Here is an 18,693-nt window from a genome sequence, read left to right on the forward strand (position 1 = left end):
GTTTTAATGTTTAAATAACAAAACTTCTAATTATCCTATGAGGAGGAAACACGTCACAATTTTCACCTATCGGCAAAAGCTATCTTATTATATTAGTTATAGTTAAATACAAAAGAGGCTTAAAAAAGCCCCTTTTTAGTTTGAAGAACTATTCTACTGCACGTTTACAGTTAAAACTTAATATCATATAAGCCTTTCGCATCTTTTTCAAACCACTCAATACTCATATCAGTCATAGGGTGGCTACGTAAACGCTCCAAAATTTCGAAATTAACAGTGGCTGCGTGACTCCCCATCATACTCACACGGTGCACCTGGTCAACGGTTTTAAAGCTAGCTGCCAAGACTTTAGTCGACAATCCGAAATATTCAATATTCTCAACAATATTCCCCACCACTTCGATTCCATGCGATGAAATATTATCCAAACGATTAACGTATGGAGCAACCCAATCAGCTCCTGCACGAGCTGCTACCAAAGCCTGCTGCTGAGTAAAAATAGCAGTTGCTGTTACATTGATACCTGCCTCCTTAATCATCGGCATGGCTCTATATCCTTCCTCAGATACCGGAATTTTAGCAAAGTAATTATTACCCAGGCCATACTTTGCTTTATAGGCTTTAGCCTCACGCAGCATATCTTCTGCCTTGTTACTAATCATCTGCACATGCAGCATTTTATCCTGCACAATCTCTATTAATTCAGGTAAGATAACAGACATAGGTTTGCCCGCCTGAGCAATAATAGTGGGATTGGTGGTAACACCCTCAAGAGGAAAGTAATAGAACAACTTCCTTAACTCCTCAATATTGGCTGTATCAGCTAAATAAATCATATAAAATCAGTTATTATTTCAAACCTGCAAAGTTAGCTATTAAGTAGGCTTCTGCCTCAACATTCCATAAACCATTATGCTTATCACACAGTTTAGCCAGATTCGCATAGACCGTATTCTCTCGACCTAACACTTTGAAATCGACAATAGCGGTCAAAGGCATTTCCACATGTGGATATATCAACTTTTTACCTCCTGATATATTTGGCAAGTCAAGCGTTGCCTCTGGTACCACATTTAATCCTCCAATGTGTGTCACTAATCCTGCAGGATCAAGACCTTTGGTCATAATTTCCAAGGCTTCTTTCATATCATACGTATTGCCACCTGATGTACCAACAATATGCGTATAAGCATAGTGTACGTTGTAAAAATTCATCTTAGCTGAGAAATCGGTATTAGATGGCCCAGCAAAAAAGTTTAAGCAGCCGTCAAAACCGAGTATGGCATCACCCTGCTCAATTACCTGGGGAACCGGTGCAAATACAAAAACATCGTTATAACCATCTCCTCCAGTTAATTCACGAAGATCTTCTACAGCATCACCCATTGTCGATGTATTAACATAGCGCAAGTCAATGCCTCGTGATTTGGCAAACTCAACCGTGTACAAACTTGCTGCTCTGTCCAAACGCTCCTGATCAATATCGGTTACCACCAAAAGCGATGGTTTACGATCTTCGCGACGTAAGGCATAATTAATAGCGGCCAAGCCCATTGGGCCAACACCTGCAAGAATAGCCATTTTACCTCCGTCCACAATCTCCATATCATGCACATAACTGCCTGCCTTAGTATGATAATTGGCATGCATCGCACCAATTACACAACTTAAAGGTTCAGCTAAAGATGCTGGATAAAAACCAGGCCCATCATATGCCAAAAGACAATCCTGAACCAACACATCTTTAGGAATAATCACATAGGTGGCGTCTCCTCCTATATGCTGATATGAGTAACCTGGAGCACTAAGTACACCAACCGGACCATCTTCATAATAAATAGCTGGCTGAATAGAAAATTTCTGCCCTGGTTTGAATTTATCAGTCCAGTTAGCGCCAACTTCAACAATTTCACCGGCAAACTCATGACCAATGATAATCGGACTTTCAGCTATATCATCAGGCACACGCTTATGGTCTGTTGCCTGATTGGCAGCCTTATAACTCGACATGCATAAACTATCGGTCACTACCTTGGCCAATACCTCATCTTCTGTAATCGGAGGCAATTCAAACTCTTCAATGCGAAGGTCTTTTTTACCGTATAATCGTACTGCTTTTGTTTTCATATTTCTTTAGACATTCATCATCATTCAAATATCATATATCATTTACCTCAACATCTCCTGACCTCCGGTAACCGGCACAGCCTGTCCTGTTTCGTATTCCTGATCAATCACGTAAACAATGGCTTTGGTGACGTCTTTAACCCGACAGCCGCGACCGGCTGGAACCTGCTTCTCATAATGTGCCTGTACATCGGCAATAGATTTTGCTCCTGGCACCTTGCCTGCTTTTAAGTACTGAACAAATAGTCCATTCTCAGGATCACTCCACAATGGCCCGTCAAAGAAATTTCCAGGACAAATAGAATTTACTTTAATATTATGTGGCATCAATTCCAAGGCAAATGACTGGGTGAGACCAATGCCACCAAATTTGCCGCCGGCATATGCAAAATTGCGGTTACTGCCCTTCAGCCCTGATTTGGAATTAACCTGAATAATATCCATGTAGTGTTCGGGAGCTGCCAGTGCCTGCAATTTCATTACACGAGAAGCATGTTTGGCACAATAAAAATAACCAGTGTAGTTCACTTTAGTCATTAAATCAAAGGTATCCGGGTCCATTTCGTCAAGACCACCGGCTCGAAGTATACCTGCATTACTAATGATGGCGTCAACACCACCTAATTGTAAAACTGTTTGATCAATCAAATGACGTACCGAGCCAGAATCTCCCACATTGGTTTTTATAAAGATGGCTTTATTGTTTTTCCCTTTACCATTTAGTTTATCCACCATCTGTTGGCCTGCCTGTTCATTTAAATCAGCTACAACAACATGGGCACCTTTATCAAACAGCTCTTCGGCTACTCCCCCACCAAATCCCTGAGCTCCACCCGTTACAATGATGATTCGATTACCAACAACTTCATTACTTTCCTTACTGAAGGCATCAACAAGAATAGCTCCTTTATTCTTAACAACAACAGCTATTACAGCCTCTTTCTTCTGACTGATTTTTTGTTTCAGCTCAGCAATCAACTGCTCTTCATTTTCGGATACATCTATTTGAATACAATTGTTTGCATCGATAGATTTATCAATCTGTTTAAGGGCCTCAATTGAATCTACCGCCTTACCGTTTTCATTTACTATCCCCTTACATATCACCAGACCTCGCTCCGACAAGCACATTCGGGTTATTGCCAATATATCAATCAACTCCATGAAGTTCTTTTTTACAGGTTACATGTTTAATTATCGAATTACCTAACTGGTAATATTTATGTCGCTGACTTGCATCAAACACACCCTGTTCATCCAGAATACCTTTACCTCTTTCGGCAAAAAGATGTTGGTGAGCTGCCAGTATACAAGCGCCTTCGTAATTTATCTGCAGTAGTTCATCATCCAATTTTTCATTGCCTTTAGCCATTACTTCAACAGGCTGCTTACCAGGACTATTGTGCTCGGTTCCGAAACTCACTACAAACCCTTCCTTTCTCAGGAAAGTAGCATATTCTTTTAATGTCTGATGTGAATTTCGGGTCGGGATCAATTCGATCGAATAGATATTCCGGCGTTTAAGATCAGCCGCAACCTTATGCAACTCCCTTTCAAAATCGGTAAACCCCTTTACTGCATCAGCCAAAAATGGATAGGTTGGTACACCTCCTGCCTTCAATATAATTTGCTTAATCACACTTGTTTCGGCAAAAGCCTCCGTACTCTCCTCCACATAGGCAGGCTTACCTGCTTTGAGCAATGCACTGCGAATTTCATTTTCCATTCCGGCCGATGAATGCAGATTACTTTCAAAACACTTATTACCAAAAAGTATCAGGTAAAATCCCAACAAACGTTCGGTTGAATGATAATGCCTTTCGGCCAGCAATCGCACTGCCAATGCCAGGTGACGCTCGCGAACATGACCTTCGCTTAGGTTTTTCTTAATCGCTTCAAAGCTCAACTCATAACCAAAACCCACCTCGTTGAACCAATCATTTAATTTAAGCGTCATCTCTTCTGAACGCTTATTATTCAGCTTCATAATCTTATCAAGAATAGCCTGATCATCATCAGATAATACCGAAGGAAATGCGAGTGCCTTGCCACTTAAATAAATCCTTCCCGGATTGGAAGGATCATTGATTAACAAACCATTTTTCTTATCGTCGCGGTTAATACCAATAAACTCAACATTAAACAGTGGGTAAAGTCCCCGCTTAAAAGCCCCATCACACCACTGTTCATATGCCTCAAAAGTATTGAAATCATTCACACCCACAACCTGCACATTTTCCTCAACAGCCTGATCCAGCGCTTCATCAATCGACATAAATGCACTAAATGAATAAGGTGTATGCAAATGGTTATTGACCAGCAATGGTTGATTCTCACCCGAATGTATTTCAGGTGAGAAATCTTTCATGTATTTTAAATAGCTCATAACAGGCCGAATTAAATACCCAGTTTTGAACGACGAATTATCTCCGCATTGGTGAAATTATTGCTAACCATATGACCTTTTAACGGCACAATCTTTTCATGAATAGCATCTAACAACCATTCTTTTGTGGGGAAGAAATAGTCTTCCAACTCATAGGCTGGTGTAATCCAGTTGCGCGAACCAACCACTACAGGTGGTGCATCCAACTCGTCAAAGGCCAATTCGGTAATGCGCTGAGCCATGTCTTTTAAGAATGAACCTCGCTCATTGGCATCACTGGTTAATAAAATTCGACCAGTTTTCTTCAAGCTTTCTATAACCGGCTCGTAGTTAAACGGTACTATGGAACGGGCATCAATTACTTCGGCCGACATGCCATACTTCTCTTCCAGCTCTTTAGCCGCTTCCAATGCGCGATAAACAGTGGCTCCAATTGATAGTATGGTAATGTCTTTACCTTCTTTCTTCACATCCGGCTCACCAAACGGAATCTCGTAATATTCCTCAGGCACACCACCTTGATGGAACTGCTCGCCAATATCGTAAATACGCTGACTCTCGAAGAAAATAACCGGGTCGGTTCCCTGGAGAGCGCTATTCATCAATCCTTTTGCATCATATGGCGTTGCCGGGAAACATACTTTCAAGCCCGGTATATGCGCAACCAATGATGACCAATCCTGTGAGTGTTGCGCCCCGTATTTGGAACCTACTGACACGCGAATGACCACTGGCATCTTAATCACATTACCCGACATGGCCTGCCACTTAGGTAACTGGTTAAACACCTCATCGCCACATCGACCTAAGAAATCGCAATACATGATTTCAGGAATAACACGACCACCACACATGGCATATCCAATGGCTGTACCAATAATAGAAGCCTCAGAAATAGGCGAGTTGAACAAGCGCTGATAAGGCAAAGCTTCGGTCAATCCGCGGTACACGGCAAAAGCACCACCCCAATCACGGTTTTCTTCACCGTAAGCAACTAATGTTGGATCTTTATAGAAACGATCAACAATGGCTTCAAATAAACCATCGCGCAGCTGATACTGCTTAATTTTTGAGAATGGCTTGCCATTGGCATCAAAAGCAAAGCGCTCTTTCTTGGCAATTTGCTGCACACGAGGGTTTTCTTCCATCGGATGATTGACTTCCACCGGACGATCTTCCATCTTGTCTTCGCTGCCTTCAGAGAACATCATCTCACCGATTATCTCCGGATGCTTCACCAAATCCATACGTGGCGAAACCTCTTCGTCGATGGCTAAGGTCATTGAGTACTTCATCAACTCAGTCACATCTGCCTTAATGCTATCTAGCTCATCCTGGCCGGCAATACCTGCTTTCACCAACTCAGCTCCATAAGATGCAATACAATCCTGTTGTTCCCATGCCTCAATCTCTTCCTTGCTACGGTACGACGACGCATCAGATGGTGAATGCCCACTATAACGATAGGTCAGTACATCTAATAATACCGGACCTTTTTTATCCTTTAATAATTCGAGTTTGCGCTGATAAGCATCAATCACTGCCAATGGGTTATAGCCATCTACACGCTCGGCATGCATGCTATCGCGGTTTACACCTGCTCCGATACGCGCAGCAATGTCGTAACCCATGGTTTCACCACACGTTTGACCCCCCATACCATATTGGTTGTTCATGATGTTGAAGATGATTGGCAAACCACCCTTATAGGCGCCTTCCCACAGTTGCTCAAACTGATCCATGGATGCAAAAGCCAAACCCTCCCATACAGGACCACAAGCCATGGATGCATCACCAATGTTGGCAACCACAACACCTTCTTTCTTGTTCACCTTTTTGAATAACGCAGCACCAACGGCAATATCGCCAGAACCACCAACAATGGCATTGTTTGGATAAACACCAAATGGCGTAAAGAAGGCATGCATTGATCCACCTAAACCTTTGTTAAAACCAGTTTCGCGGGCAAAAATCTCGGCCAGTGTTCCATATACCAGGAAACGGCGGGCCAAGGATTTTAGATCACCCTGATGGTTTTCAGATACAATTTTCAATATGGTTCCATCGAAGAAAGTTTTCATCACCTCCATTAAGGCCTCATCATCCATTTTATGAATGGCCGACATGCCTTTTGCTAAAATCTCACCATGTGAACGATGCGAACCAAAAATAAAATCCTGCTCATCGAGATGATAAGCCATACCAACTGCGGCTGATTCCTGACCAATGGACAAGTGAGCCGGACCGGGATGGTTATAGCCAATCCCCTGGTACTCTCCCTTTATTTTAATTTCATTCAACATGGTTTCGAACTCACGAATCAAAACCATATCGTGGTAGATACCGACAAACTGTTCTTTAGAGAAATTTACTTTTTCCTCTTCAATGGTTTTATCGTATTGATTAACCGGTATATCTTTAAATTCAATTTTGCTTGCTTGACGAACCTTGGTAGGATCTATAAATTGTGACTTTGGCATTTTTCTATACTTTTATTATTAGCAATTGAGATTAATGGGAATGAGCAAATACTGTTTCCCTGAATATTTCTGAAACAGTGGGGTGCGGAAACACGACCTGCTCCATTTCTTTAAGTGTCATTTCATTTTCGATGGCCATACAGGCCCCATAGATCATCTCACTGGAAGGATTACCGAGCATATGTACACCCAGCACTTCGCCATATTTGGCACCAACCAGTACTTTACAAAGACCAGCACCACCTTCATTTTCGGCAATAAAACGACCAGCATAAGCCATTGGTAACTGAGCAACTTTCACCTCAATGCCTTTTGCTTTGGCTGTTTCTTCTGTTAATCCAACACCCGAAAACTCAGGATTGGTATAAACAACGCCTGGAATAGCATTGTAGCGCATTTGATCCTCTCCTCCACTCAGGTTATTCACAACCACTTCACCTTCGCGACTGGCTGTGTGTGCCAAAAGAGAAAAGCCGGTAACATCACCAGCGGCATAGACATTCGGAATGTTGGTACGCATTTTTACATCCACTTTGATGCCACCTTTAAACAGTTCCACTCCCAGGTTCTCCAGGCCAAAACCATTGACTACAGGCCGGCGTCCAACGCTCATTAATATTTTATCGCCTTGAATTTCATTTGTCTGTCCGTTTTTTTCGAAAAACACCTTATTGTCTTCAACCTTAATAACTTTAGATGTCAGGTTAAAGTCGATTCCTTTTTTAGCATATTGCTGACGTAACATGGCACTCATCTCAACATCCATACCCGTCAGAATCTCATCCAACATTTCCACAATGGTAACCTTAGTTCCGAGGCTATTAAAAAAGCTGGCGAATTCCATTCCAATAACTCCGCCACCAATAATCACCAACTCATCAGGCTGCTTTTCCAGTTGAAGGATTTCGCGGTTGGTTATTATATTCGCATTGTCTTCCACTCCGGGTATTGGCGGGATAAAAGCTTCTGAACCCGTACAAATGAGCAGGTTCGAAGCCAATATCTCTCCTTCATGAAATGCTAATTCGATACCCCGTTGGGTACGTCCTTTAATAAAAGCAGAGTCATTCATAACCTCTACCTTAAACTGTTTCATTTTGGCACCAACGCCTCCAACGAGTTTCTTAACCACCTTCTTTTTGCGTGCCATCATTTTGTCAAAACTGAAGGATAAATCACCTGCTTCAACACCATACTTATTGCCTGTCTTGGCATTATCGTACAGTTTGGCACTGTATAATAAGGTTTTGGTAGGCATACATCCTTCATTGAGGCACACGCCACCCAGTTCTTTCTTTTCAAAAAGTACAACTTTCAGTCCCTTGGCACCCGCACGCTCAGCCGCTACATATCCGGCTGGTCCACCTCCGATTATTGCTAAATCATATTTGTTTTCCATGGCTTAAAAGTCAATTGTCAGGTTTTCAATTTCAATGGCAATTTGCTTCAGGAAGCGTGTTGCCAAGCCACCATCCAAAGCCTGGTGATCGTAAGTCAGACTGAGACCCATGTAAGGCACAAAACCATAAGCTCCACCACCCAAATCGGCCGGACGAGGTACAATGGTGTTAACACCCAAAATGGCTACTTGTGGTAAGTTGATCACTGGTGTAAACATCTCCACGCCGTAATTACCCAGGTTGGAAACAGTAAACGAAGCCGCTTCGGATGATAATAACTCGGGATCGATACTTCCCTGGCGGCATGATCCAGCCACTTCTTTAAACTGATTGGATAAACCTGCAATAGACAAGTCATCGGCATTTTTAATAACCGGTACCATCAGGCCCCGGTCGGTATCTACAGCCAAGCCTAAATGCACTTTATTAAAATACTTTACGCTATCGCCTAAAAAGTGAGCATTGGCATCTGGAAACTGTTTTAATGCTTTAATAAGCGCAAAACATACCATATCGTTGATGGTGATATTGGGCGCTCCTTCGGTAGCTTTCACTTGTTGACGCAATTCAAGCAAACGACGGGCATCGGCACTCAGATGGTGAGTTAACTGTGCTGAATTCTGCAAGGAAGCATGCATGGCCTTTGCTATCAGCTTGCGTATATTTGGTAATTTCTTAATCTCAAAATCGTTGGTATAAACCGGATTGGTCGAAAGATCAGCTGCTTTTACCATGCCATCTAAACCACTTCCCTTATCGGCCATTGCCAAACCTTCTTCTTTCATCACTTCTTTGGCCAGTGGGCTGGCCTTTGGCACCGAAACCAGATAAGCTTCTATATCTCTGACGATGATTCGACCTTCGGGGCCCGAACCGTCGATTTTCTGATAAGGTACTGCTTCAGCATTAGCTAATCTCTTAGCTCGCGGCGATATCTTAACTTCCTCATCTGCTTCGCGTTCTTTCAGCACCACTTCCTGTTGAAGTTCTACTTTTTTCTCCTCAACAACTTCACTTTGGGCTTCGGCCACTTCTTTGGTGACACCACTATTCTGAAACGAGCTGATATCTTCACCGGCTTGCCCTACAACACCAATATTCTGAAGCACCGGAATTTCATCACCAGCTTCACAAAAGGTTGCCAATAATATGCCATCCTCCTCTGCTTCCTGCTCGAAAGAGGATTTATCGGTTTCATAGGCAAATAACATATCTCCTTTGCTGATTTCATCTCCCACTTGTTTATACCAGTCGGTAAATATGCAGGATTCGACTGATTGCCCCTGACGAGGCATAATGATTGCGTTAGCCATGATTCTTTTTGTTTTGAACCAAAGATATTTGAGTGCACTTGTATATACAAGTTAATCAGCTAAAACATATTATTTCACTCATTTATTGCAATTTAACACTACTTACAAGTTACTTGTATATACATCTATAATCACTTATCTTTACAAAAATTTAAAAAATGGCAGTTAAGAAAGCTCTTCCCCCTTATAAAGTTTTATACGAACAACTACGAAAGCATATTACCGATGGTAACTATAAGCGAGGTGACATTCTGCCTTCCGAGAATGAGTTATGCACCACTCACCAGGTGACACGCCCCACAGTTCGCAAGGCCTTGGATCGCCTGGTACACGAAGGTTACATCCGCAAAAAGCAAGGAAAAGGGAGCATCGTACAGGGACAGCCGCAAGGCGTCGGCATCCTGTCGCTCTCGGGAACCACTTCTGCCATTGGTAAAGACAACCTGGAAACAAGAATAATTGTAAAACCTACCTTAATAAAATGTGATGATGCATTCGGCTTTCCATTGCTTGATTTTGAGAAGGAAGTGGGATGCTATCGACTGGAACGATTAAGGATTATGAATAAACAACCCATATTCTATGACATTACTTTGGTTCCAAACATAAATTTACCTCGCTTTAGCAGTAGGAATTTTGAAAACCGTTCTTTGTTTGAGATTATGCGCACTTCATACCAAATTGAAATAAGCGGCGGCGAACAAAAGCTAATGGCCATAACGGCAGACGATAAAGTTCAGCAATACTTTAATGTCGCAGCCGGCCACCCGATTTTACGTTTGGATCGAAAAATGGAAACCAGCGAAGAAGGCTTTTTCTTCTATAGCCAGGTGTATTGCAATACCGAGAATTATGGTTTATATGGCACCTTTTAACACATGCTTGATTATAGCCCAGTATTGAATCATTCTGTTTATAACACGTCCTTTAAATATCAAAAAAAATCATCCCTTTTAAAACGGATGCTTATCTATTGTCAATATCATGCTTATATTTTTGGAAAAATGTAGTTATGTTTTATTCAAAACATAGGCATGTTTTTCTTGGAATATAGCTACTTTGCTTAACGACATTCGTTTATCGCCGATTTACTGATGCTTACCCAAACATCGACAGATAACCTAACTATTGGAATAATGCACATTAACATGGAAGATTTTGGCAAGAATATTGACAATCCATGCTTAATAATACACAAAAAAAGAGGAAGATTACCAGAACCTTCCTCACAATCCATAACTCAACTATACCATACTAGTCTACGGTTAAAAAAACACTGAGTCGTACCATATGTTTTAGCAGAATGTTTTTCTCAACTCGTCGATTTCATTATCGCTCATTGGCTCAAAAGACCCCAAAGAAGTACCCATCACCAATGATTTAGCACTAAACTCAGCAACCTCCAAACGATCAAAGGCCTGAAGCAAATTATTACCTGTCATTAATACCGAATCGTTTTCAATAATAACTCCTGGATTATCTTTTGAAATCAATTCGGGCAATAAGTTATTTTGGGCAAAATGACTACCAAACGGCACATTGGCCATATCCTGTAAAAAGATCCAACTCTCAGGAATGGTTCTCACATCAAGTTTTTTGTGTGTTACGCCATAGGCCATCAGGTATTCAGGTTGCGTTAAAATAATCGCATTAATTTCGGGATGCATCTCGTAAATCTTCTGATGCAACCAGGTTGACCGACTTGGTACTTTATCGGCTTCACATTTGCCATCTTTGACCTGCACAATATCGCTCTCCTGAATATCCCAACGCGTAGCATCGGTTGGTGTAATTAAAAAGTCATTGCCTTTCCAACGCACAGAGATAGTACCATATGTACTCATCATTAAACCCTGGTCACAGGCACGGCGCACCATGTCTTTTATCTCATGACGGATTCCTTTCTCATCAGATGTATAAACAACATTACTCATCTTTGGATAATCAGTTGGCACCTGGTTATTGAATGAATAGATCTGCTCCTCTGTCAGAAATTTCGGCTCACCAATTATATTTGAGTTAATAAGCGTACGACAGGCAAACTCAAGAGTTTCAAAACGTTCATAGGCTTTAATCACGTTCTTTCCGCCAACCACAGCCCCATGGTTTTCCATGATTACCGAATCGAAACCATTTTTAAATTGCTCTGAAATTGAGTTACCAAGCTGGTTACTTCCCGGAATGTGATACTTAGCATAACCAATTGGGCCACAAACCGATTTAACTTGCGGAATGACATTGGTATTTGGTATCTGGCGAACAATACTGAAAGCCACCAATGCCGGTGGATGAGCATGCACCACTGATTTTAAATCCGGGCGTTCTACATATATCGCCTTATGAAACGGATATTCCATCGATGGTTTGTGGGGACCAATAATTTCGCCGTCAGCCTTTACACACATGATGTCCCCTGGTTTTAACGAACCTTTATCAACACCCGATGGAGTTACCCACATATCTCCGCTCTCATCCATGATTGAGATGTTGCCACCAGACGTGGTGGTCAATCCCTTTTTGTATATCCGGTTAATTATCATGATGATTTGGTCACGCGGATGTAACAAATTCAAATTTCTAACTGACATAGTCTACTGTTATTTATCTAAATTATTTAATATCAATCTGATATCCTTGCACTCTATATGTTATTTACTGCCAATTTCTTATATGAGTAGTGTCCATATATTGCAATCACCACAAAGCATAGCATGGGTAATATAAATGAAGCATTTACAGCTGGCAACCAACCAACAGTCTCAAAATCTATTATCATGGCCTGCAACATTGGCATAATTGCCCCTCCTACAATTGCCATCACCAATCCTGCCGATCCCATTGTTGTATCCTGACCTACATTCCCTAAAGCAATACCATAAATTGTTGGGAACATTAAAGACATAAAAACAGAAGTTGCCACTAAGCAATACAGACCTGGTAAGCCAACTATTAAGATGGCTCCTGTTGTAGTTACGATACCTCCTAAGGCAAACCACATCAGCAATCTGCTTGCATTTACGTATTTCAGAATAATTGTACTTGCCAATCGACTGACAATAAACAGACCCATGGCCACCATATTATGATACTGACCTGCCTCTTTTGTAAGTCCCAGATTTTCGGCATATTGAATAATAAATGTCCAACACATGATTTGCGCCGCAACATATGCTATTTGGGCTATCACACCTGAACGGTACACCTTATTTTTCAGCAATCGTTTCATTGACTGTAAAGGATGAATGTGTGTCTGATGCGCTGTATCAGGCATTTTAACTACTGCTATAACCACAAGCATCACTAATACAACAAGGCCTAACGCTACATATGGATCTCTTATGATAGCTAAATCATGTAATCTATCTGTTGCTTTGGTCATTTCATCCAAAGACGAAAAATCAATTTTATTTCCTAACTCATCAAAGTGTTTATCTGCATCTAAGTTGGCCAAAACAACTTTAGCAGCAACAATCATCCCAAGGAATGATCCCATAGGATTAAAAGATTGAGCAAGGTTCAACCGCCTTGTCGATGTTTCCTGTGTTCCAAGTGAGAGTATAAAAGGATTAGCTGTTGTTTCAAGAAATGCCAAACCAAATGTTAGTATATATAATGAACCAACAAAGAAAGAGAACATCTGGAACTGAGCAGCAGGATAAAATAAAAGTGCACCAGTTGCATATAATCCTAGTCCCAATAATATACCCTTTTTATAACTGTATTTTTGTGCGAATAATGCGGCCGGAATAGCCATGGTGGCATAACCACCATAAAAAGCAAATTGAATGAGTGTTGCTTTGGTATGCGTCAGCTCCATTACGGTTTTAAAAGCAGCTACCATTGGGTTGGTAATATCATTCGCAAATCCCCAGAGGGCAAACAGACTGGTTATTAACACAAATGGAACCAGGTATTTTTTTTCAAGTAATTTAGATGGATTTTTCACATGTACATTTTTAAGGATTTATAATTGTTGATATCCCTTTTTGTATATCAAATATTGATTGGATTATCTATTCTTCTTGTAAGCAAGGTATTTCCCATAGAGCGCCTCATAAATTGGAGCATTATTAGAAGGATAAATTACACTTTCATTGTAATCGATCTGTTTTCGGGCTGCATCAACAGATTTATAAACTCCGGCACCGGTAAACACAAACATCGAAGCGCCCAATACGGTTGTTTCTTTTTGCTCAATAAACTGAATGGGAGTATTACACACATCGGCACGCAATTGGTTCCACAAACGGTTTTTAGAACCGCCACCAACACAAATAATCCGTTCAGCTTTAAACCCCCCTGCCGCCTCCAGTGCCTCCAATGCCTCACGTAAACGAAAGGCCATGCTTTCAAGGAATGCGCGGTAGATCTGACTTCGTTTGGTATTGATAGTTAAACCGGTAATAGTACCTCCATTGGTGCTGGTTCCATCATCATAAAAAGCAGAATCCACCATAATGCCATTAGCCCCTGGCAGTTCCTGCTCTGCTTCACTTATCATGGTTTCATACAATTCGTCCCCCGTCAATTCGGAGTAATAATTTTTTGAGAACCACTCCAGTACACCTGACCCCAACCAGTTCTGACCGATATTAAACACCCCTTTGGTAGCATCAAGCTCCGTTGTCAGATTCTTTTCAAGCTCTTTGATGGTGGTGCGATGTCCTTTACTGCGTGTCATCAATATCTCCCAGGTACCTGAGCTCAATACCGGTTGATTTAACTGTGCTCCTGAGCCGAAAATGGCGAACTGTGTATCATGGCCGGCCACAAAAACCGGAGTTCCTTCTGGCAGTCCTGTTAATGCTGCGGCTGATTGACTAATACTCCCAGCCTGCTCTCCCGGTTCAGCCAGTTCGCCAAACAAACCACGGTCGATACCAATCGCATTTAAAATCTCCTCCGAAAAATCGCGCTTCACTAAATCACTCATCATGGATGTTCCCATCATGGTGGTATCATTCACCATCACGCCGGATAGTTTGTGTATCAGCAAAGAGGGAATAAAAAGGAATTGATGGGCCTTATCAATCACTTCGGGCCTGTGCTCCTTCAACCAAATCATTTTATTAATGGTATTGAAGGCATAGGGGTAAACACCTGACTTTTCGTAGAGTTTTTCTAATGGAACGTATTTACCAATGTTATCCATGATGGGGGCTGTACGCTGACATTGCCAGGAGATGACCGGATAAAGTAAGCTGCCATTTTCATCCACAAAAGCACCATCCACGCCAAAAGTGGTGACGGTAACACCGGCCACTCTTGACAAATCAATTTGCGTACTAACAATTTTTGCAGCCTTACACAATTTACCCCACAACTTATCCAGATCCCAGATTCTTCCACCGAGGTAATTCGGATCTTCATCCGTTTCATTAGCCATAGCATGTGAGGCTATTATGTGACCTCTTGTATCTATGGCAATCACCCTGACATTGGTTGCTCCACAGTCAAAAACAATGGCTATATCTTTTTGCATCGTAATGGTTTATAAACAAGATTGCGGACTGGCAGATAGTTGACGCCATCTGCACCAGTCCTTGTCAATCTCAGGATAATTATTTTATACCGTAAAGTGAACCGTAGTTGGCACATGCTCTGTAATCCGAGCCTTCTTTATCTTCGCCAAAGGCTGCCCATGCACTTGGGCGAAATACATCATCGTCGCTCACATTGTGCATACAGACTGGTATGCGAAGCATTGAGGCTAAGGTGATTAAATCGGCTCCAATGTGACCGTAACTGATGGCACCATGATTAGCTCCCCAGTTAGCCATTACCGAGTATACATCTTTAAAAGCCCCTTTACCATTGACCCTTGGAACAAACCAGGTGGTAGGCCATGTAGGATTGGTTCGCTCGGTTAATACCTCGTGGATACCCTCTTCCAGCTCAACGGTCCATCCTTCTGCTATTTGCAGCACCGGCCCAAGGCCTTTCACCAGGTTAATGCGACTCATGGTCACCGGCATTTCCCCCTCGGTATTAAACTGAGAAGAAAAACCACCACCACGGAAATACTCACGATCGGCCTGTGGCCATAAGGTGTTATCCAAACATTTTTGAGCTTCTTCCTCGGTAATTTCCCAGAAAGGCTTCATTGCCGGTTGTCCTTCAGCATCTCTTTGCTGGGCTGTTGCATCCAGTGTGGTAGAGCCTGAGTTAATCAGGTGGATAATCCCATTCTCTGCCAGTCCGCTCAAGGTTTTTCCGGTAACTCGTTTCACTGCATCAGGACTCCAGTAGGTGCGTACATCAGAGAATATCTGGGCAGTATTTGAAAGCAGATGACCGAATAACATCGGCACTGCATTTAAACTGTCATTTTCGGTGGCCAGTACAAAAGCCTGACGGATGCCATTCCAGTCGAATGAGGAGTTAAGGATGGCTTCGGTATAATCAGCATTTGGCTGATAGTCGGTCCACTGGCGCTGCCCCTGGAATCCTCCCATAATGGCATTACGTCCCAATCCTTCTTCGCGGAAACCTTTTGCAATCACTTTTTCATTGCCAATCATCATATCACGGCAAATCAGTGTCATTTTAACCACGGTTTCCCACTCGGCATCTTTACGCGACTGGTCAACCTGTTTCTCAGGCTTGTTGCGGTCTGCACCCTCTTTGCAATTTTTCTTTGTCCAAGCTAAAGCTTTTTCGTACTCATCCTTATCATAGATTTCTTCGTCGATGCGACGTAAAATCTCCGTTGAGTCAACAAACTCCGTGCGGATACCTAAATAATCCTGAAAGAAATCAGCATCTACCATTGAGCCGGCAATACCCATTGAACTATAACCGATAGACAGGTATGATTTACCATTCATCTGGGCAACGGCCAAACCGGCTTTTACAAAGCGGATGATCTTCTCCTGCACATCAGCAGGAATAGTTGTATCACCCACATCCTGCACATCACGACCATAAATACCAAAGGTGGGCAATCCCTTTTGTGTATATCCGGCTAAAGCGGCCGCCAAATAAACCGCACCAGGACGCTCGGTTCCGTTAAAACCCCAAACAGCTTTGGGCAATAGGGGATCGGTATCCATCACTTCGGTACCATAGCACCAGCAAGGCGTTACAGTTAATGAAACACCAACTCCTTCTTTCTTGAATTTATTGGCGCACATGGCCGCTTCAGCCACACCACCAATACAAGTGTCGGCAATGACACATTCTACTTTTTCACCACTTGGGAATCGAAGTGTTTCCTCAATAAATTTAGCAGCTGCTTTCGCCAAATCCATCACCTGTGATTCCAGTGACTCTCTTACCCCGTTCTCGCGACCATCAATAACCGGTCTGATTCCAACCTTGGGCAAATCGCCTATTAACCTGTTAGCCATTTTGAATATCTTTAATTTCGTGTTTATTAATTTTTACTACACACAAAATTGATTCTAAATGCCTCAATAATAAATGGCTATTTTTAATAGATTTGTATCTATTTTAAACATCAAACATGAATACTACTACCAACAGGCCATTAAAAGGTGACCCTTCGGAAATCATCCAGGTCTTCCCAAAGTATGAAATTCAGATTCACTGCTGCCGCTACTGGTGGCTGCAAAACTGGGAATTCAACGATCTGTCATTTCCATTCTGGCGGATATATCACAATAGTTTTGAGGGCGCTGCCATTATCTACAACAATCAAAAGATACCTATTACGCCAGATAAACTGATTCTCATCGCCCCCAACACGTCGTATTCCACCTACATGTATAACAACTCGATTCCACAAACAGGATATTCGTTAAAAGGCGGACGCGTTAGTCAAATGCTACCATACAATGAGCAGTACCTGCTTCACTTATTTATCCATTTTAACCTGGGCATGCCATACGACAATGCCATTCCAGGCGTTTATGCCTTACCCATCAATAAAGAACTGGATGCCATGCTGGCAGGCATTAAAAAGCATTTGAATTACGAACATGCAAAGTTCAACTTTTATTCCACCTTAGCCATCAATACCATCATCAACCACCTGTTATCGTCATTACCCGAAGAAAGCTGGCAGAATACAAGTGCTGATTACCGCATTATTGATGTTATCAAACACATCGAAAACAATCTGACCAATGACTTAAGTAACCCTCAGCTAGCCCGGATTGCCAGCATGGCTACCAATGCTTTCACCAGGCTATTTACCCGGGAAGCAGGTATATCCCCTCAAAAATATGTCAAGAAGAAACGGATTGACAAAGCCTGTATTCTGCTGCATCACTCTACCCTGTCAATCGAAGAAATTGCTACTGCCTGTGGGTTTGCCGACCGCTACCACTTCACACGCATCTTCAATCACGTTACAGGTTATTCGCCAGCGAAGTATAAAAAAGAATTTAGGATTAACTCGTAATGACACAAGTCTTTAAAGTGCATTTTTACACCGGGCAAAAAGCTGAAGCAAATGCTTAATAATTTAGAATACCAGAAAGTAGATTAATAACTTTCGACTACCTGCCCTAAAAAAAACGTGCCTATGTTTTAGTAAAAACGTAGGCACGTTTTACTAAAAACATGCTTACGTTTTTGTCAAATCATAAGCATGTTTTTTCACCCAAGTCATTATCCTTGACTACCAAATACATACAACACCACCAAAATACGATGTAATTGAAGGTAATTTACCCCAAAAAACAGGCCATAAGGCCGGGCAAAAACCTGTTTTCAACACCACATTTGCACTATTACAAGATGAACGCCAAACCCTTTATTTTATTAGCCCCGAGGCTTTCAATTCAAGTCCATCGCGGCATTTGATATGTCAACCGACCTGTTGCCCCTTCCACAGGGACGATTCCTCATCTCCATCGGCTCAATATGCTGCTCAACTGGCTTGGCTTAGCATCCCATCGACCTGGTTTTGTATTTCAAGAGGCTCGATAAGCAAAATAACAGGCCTGATTAAGCCGCCCATTGGCCAAATATCGGCTTCAAGAAGCCTGATAAACCGTTCCCGAGGCAAGGTACAACAGCCA

13 protein-coding genes are annotated in these 18,693 nt (G+C 42.1%); 2 read left to right on the forward strand and 11 right to left on the reverse strand.

Features of this window, described 5'->3' with window-relative positions; translation table 11 throughout:
* Positions 1 to 170: 170 nt before the first annotated feature.
* From KDU71_RS10060 to KDU71_RS10090, 7 genes are read right to left on the reverse strand one after another with little or no spacing between them, the layout of a single operon-like run.
* The gene (locus tag KDU71_RS10060; protein WP_212190378.1) at positions 171 to 836 is read right to left on the reverse strand and encodes a transaldolase family protein; all 666 of its coding nucleotides are present in this window, start codon (positions 834 to 836) and stop codon (positions 171 to 173) included.
* Between the two features lie 13 nt (positions 837 to 849).
* The gene (locus tag KDU71_RS10065) at positions 850 to 2,127 is read right to left on the reverse strand and encodes a zinc-binding dehydrogenase (RefSeq protein ID WP_212190380.1); all 1,278 of its coding nucleotides are present in this window, start codon (positions 2,125 to 2,127) and stop codon (positions 850 to 852) included.
* Between the two features lie 42 nt (positions 2,128 to 2,169).
* Positions 2,170 to 3,291, reverse strand: a complete 1,122-nt coding sequence (locus KDU71_RS10070; RefSeq protein ID WP_212190382.1) for an SDR family NAD(P)-dependent oxidoreductase — start codon at positions 3,289 to 3,291, stop codon at positions 2,170 to 2,172.
* On the reverse strand, positions 3,278 to 4,513 hold the full coding sequence (locus tag KDU71_RS10075; RefSeq protein WP_212190383.1) for a PHP domain-containing protein: 1,236 nt from the start codon (positions 4,511 to 4,513) through the stop codon (positions 3,278 to 3,280). The genes KDU71_RS10070 and KDU71_RS10075 overlap by 14 nt, the downstream gene beginning before the upstream one ends.
* Positions 4,514 to 4,524: 11 nt before the next feature.
* Complete coding sequence (locus KDU71_RS10080; protein ID WP_212190384.1) at positions 4,525 to 6,993, reverse strand: alpha-ketoacid dehydrogenase subunit alpha/beta; 2,469 nt, start codon at positions 6,991 to 6,993, stop codon at positions 4,525 to 4,527.
* Positions 6,994 to 7,024: 31 nt separating this feature from the next.
* The gene (lpdA, locus tag KDU71_RS10085; RefSeq protein WP_212190385.1) at positions 7,025 to 8,392 is read right to left on the reverse strand and encodes a dihydrolipoyl dehydrogenase; all 1,368 of its coding nucleotides are present in this window, start codon (positions 8,390 to 8,392) and stop codon (positions 7,025 to 7,027) included.
* 3 nt (positions 8,393 to 8,395) lie between these two features.
* Complete coding sequence (locus tag KDU71_RS10090; protein WP_244828346.1) at positions 8,396 to 9,706, reverse strand: dihydrolipoamide acetyltransferase family protein; 1,311 nt, start codon at positions 9,704 to 9,706, stop codon at positions 8,396 to 8,398.
* 158 nt (positions 9,707 to 9,864) lie between these two features.
* Between KDU71_RS10090 and KDU71_RS10095 the strand changes: the two genes are divergently transcribed.
* Positions 9,865 to 10,581, forward strand: coding sequence for a GntR family transcriptional regulator (locus tag KDU71_RS10095; RefSeq protein ID WP_212190386.1), 717 nt, complete (start codon positions 9,865 to 9,867; stop codon positions 10,579 to 10,581).
* A gap of 420 nt (positions 10,582 to 11,001) precedes the next feature.
* Here the strand turns inward: KDU71_RS10095 and KDU71_RS10100 are convergent, their stop codons facing one another.
* The 4 genes from KDU71_RS10100 to KDU71_RS10115 all read right to left on the reverse strand — a co-directional run bounded on the left by KDU71_RS10100 (position 11,002) and on the right by KDU71_RS10115 (position 17,055).
* Complete coding sequence (locus KDU71_RS10100; protein ID WP_212190387.1) at positions 11,002 to 12,294, reverse strand: class II aldolase/adducin family protein; 1,293 nt, start codon at positions 12,292 to 12,294, stop codon at positions 11,002 to 11,004.
* A 53-nt stretch (positions 12,295 to 12,347) separates the two neighbouring features.
* Positions 12,348 to 13,652, reverse strand: coding sequence for an L-fucose:H+ symporter permease (fucP, locus tag KDU71_RS10105; RefSeq protein WP_212190388.1), 1,305 nt, complete (start codon positions 13,650 to 13,652; stop codon positions 12,348 to 12,350).
* 63 nt (positions 13,653 to 13,715) lie between these two features.
* Positions 13,716 to 15,188, reverse strand: a complete 1,473-nt coding sequence (gene fucK / locus KDU71_RS10110; protein WP_212190390.1) for an L-fuculokinase — start codon at positions 15,186 to 15,188, stop codon at positions 13,716 to 13,718.
* A gap of 79 nt (positions 15,189 to 15,267) precedes the next feature.
* Positions 15,268 to 17,055, reverse strand: a complete 1,788-nt coding sequence (locus KDU71_RS10115; protein WP_212190392.1) for an L-fucose isomerase — start codon at positions 17,053 to 17,055, stop codon at positions 15,268 to 15,270.
* A 116-nt stretch (positions 17,056 to 17,171) separates the two neighbouring features.
* On the opposite strand from KDU71_RS10115, the gene KDU71_RS10120 reads away from it, so the two are divergent.
* Positions 17,172 to 18,071 (forward strand): helix-turn-helix domain-containing protein, encoded by a 900-nt coding sequence (locus KDU71_RS10120; protein ID WP_212190394.1) that lies wholly within the window; start codon positions 17,172 to 17,174, stop codon positions 18,069 to 18,071.
* Positions 18,072 to 18,693: the final 622 nt, after the last annotated feature.

It is taken from the genome of Carboxylicivirga sediminis, from assembly GCF_018156225.1.
In the GTDB taxonomy this organism is placed as follows: domain Bacteria; phylum Bacteroidota; class Bacteroidia; order Bacteroidales; family Marinilabiliaceae; genus Carboxylicivirga; species Carboxylicivirga sediminis.

What these genes read in the sequence shown, in the direction of transcription:
- KDU71_RS10090 (WP_244828346.1), bottom strand. Translation starts at nt 9,706, where the DNA reads ATGGCTAACGCAATCATTATGCCTCGTCAGGGGCAATCAGTCGAATCC.
- KDU71_RS10080 (WP_212190384.1), bottom strand. Translation starts at nt 6,993, where the DNA reads ATGCCAAAGTCACAATTTATAGATCCTACCAAGGTTCGTCAAGCAAGC.
- KDU71_RS10095 (WP_212190386.1), top strand. Translation starts at nt 9,865, where the DNA reads ATGGCAGTTAAGAAAGCTCTTCCCCCTTATAAAGTTTTATACGAACAA.
- KDU71_RS10060 (WP_212190378.1), bottom strand. Translation starts at nt 836, where the DNA reads ATGATTTATTTAGCTGATACAGCCAATATTGAGGAGTTAAGGAAGTTG.
- KDU71_RS10065 (WP_212190380.1), bottom strand. Translation starts at nt 2,127, where the DNA reads ATGAAAACAAAAGCAGTACGATTATACGGTAAAAAAGACCTTCGCATT.
- KDU71_RS10100 (WP_212190387.1), bottom strand. Translation starts at nt 12,294, where the DNA reads ATGTCAGTTAGAAATTTGAATTTGTTACATCCGCGTGACCAAATCATC.
- KDU71_RS10075 (WP_212190383.1), bottom strand. Translation starts at nt 4,513, where the DNA reads ATGAGCTATTTAAAATACATGAAAGATTTCTCACCTGAAATACATTCG.
- fucK (WP_212190390.1), bottom strand. Translation starts at nt 15,188, where the DNA reads ATGCAAAAAGATATAGCCATTGTTTTTGACTGTGGAGCAACCAATGTC.
- KDU71_RS10120 (WP_212190394.1), top strand. Translation starts at nt 17,172, where the DNA reads ATGAATACTACTACCAACAGGCCATTAAAAGGTGACCCTTCGGAAATC.
- KDU71_RS10115 (WP_212190392.1), bottom strand. Translation starts at nt 17,055, where the DNA reads ATGGCTAACAGGTTAATAGGCGATTTGCCCAAGGTTGGAATCAGACCG.
- lpdA (WP_212190385.1), bottom strand. Translation starts at nt 8,392, where the DNA reads ATGGAAAACAAATATGATTTAGCAATAATCGGAGGTGGACCAGCCGGA.
- KDU71_RS10070 (WP_212190382.1), bottom strand. Translation starts at nt 3,291, where the DNA reads ATGGAGTTGATTGATATATTGGCAATAACCCGAATGTGCTTGTCGGAG.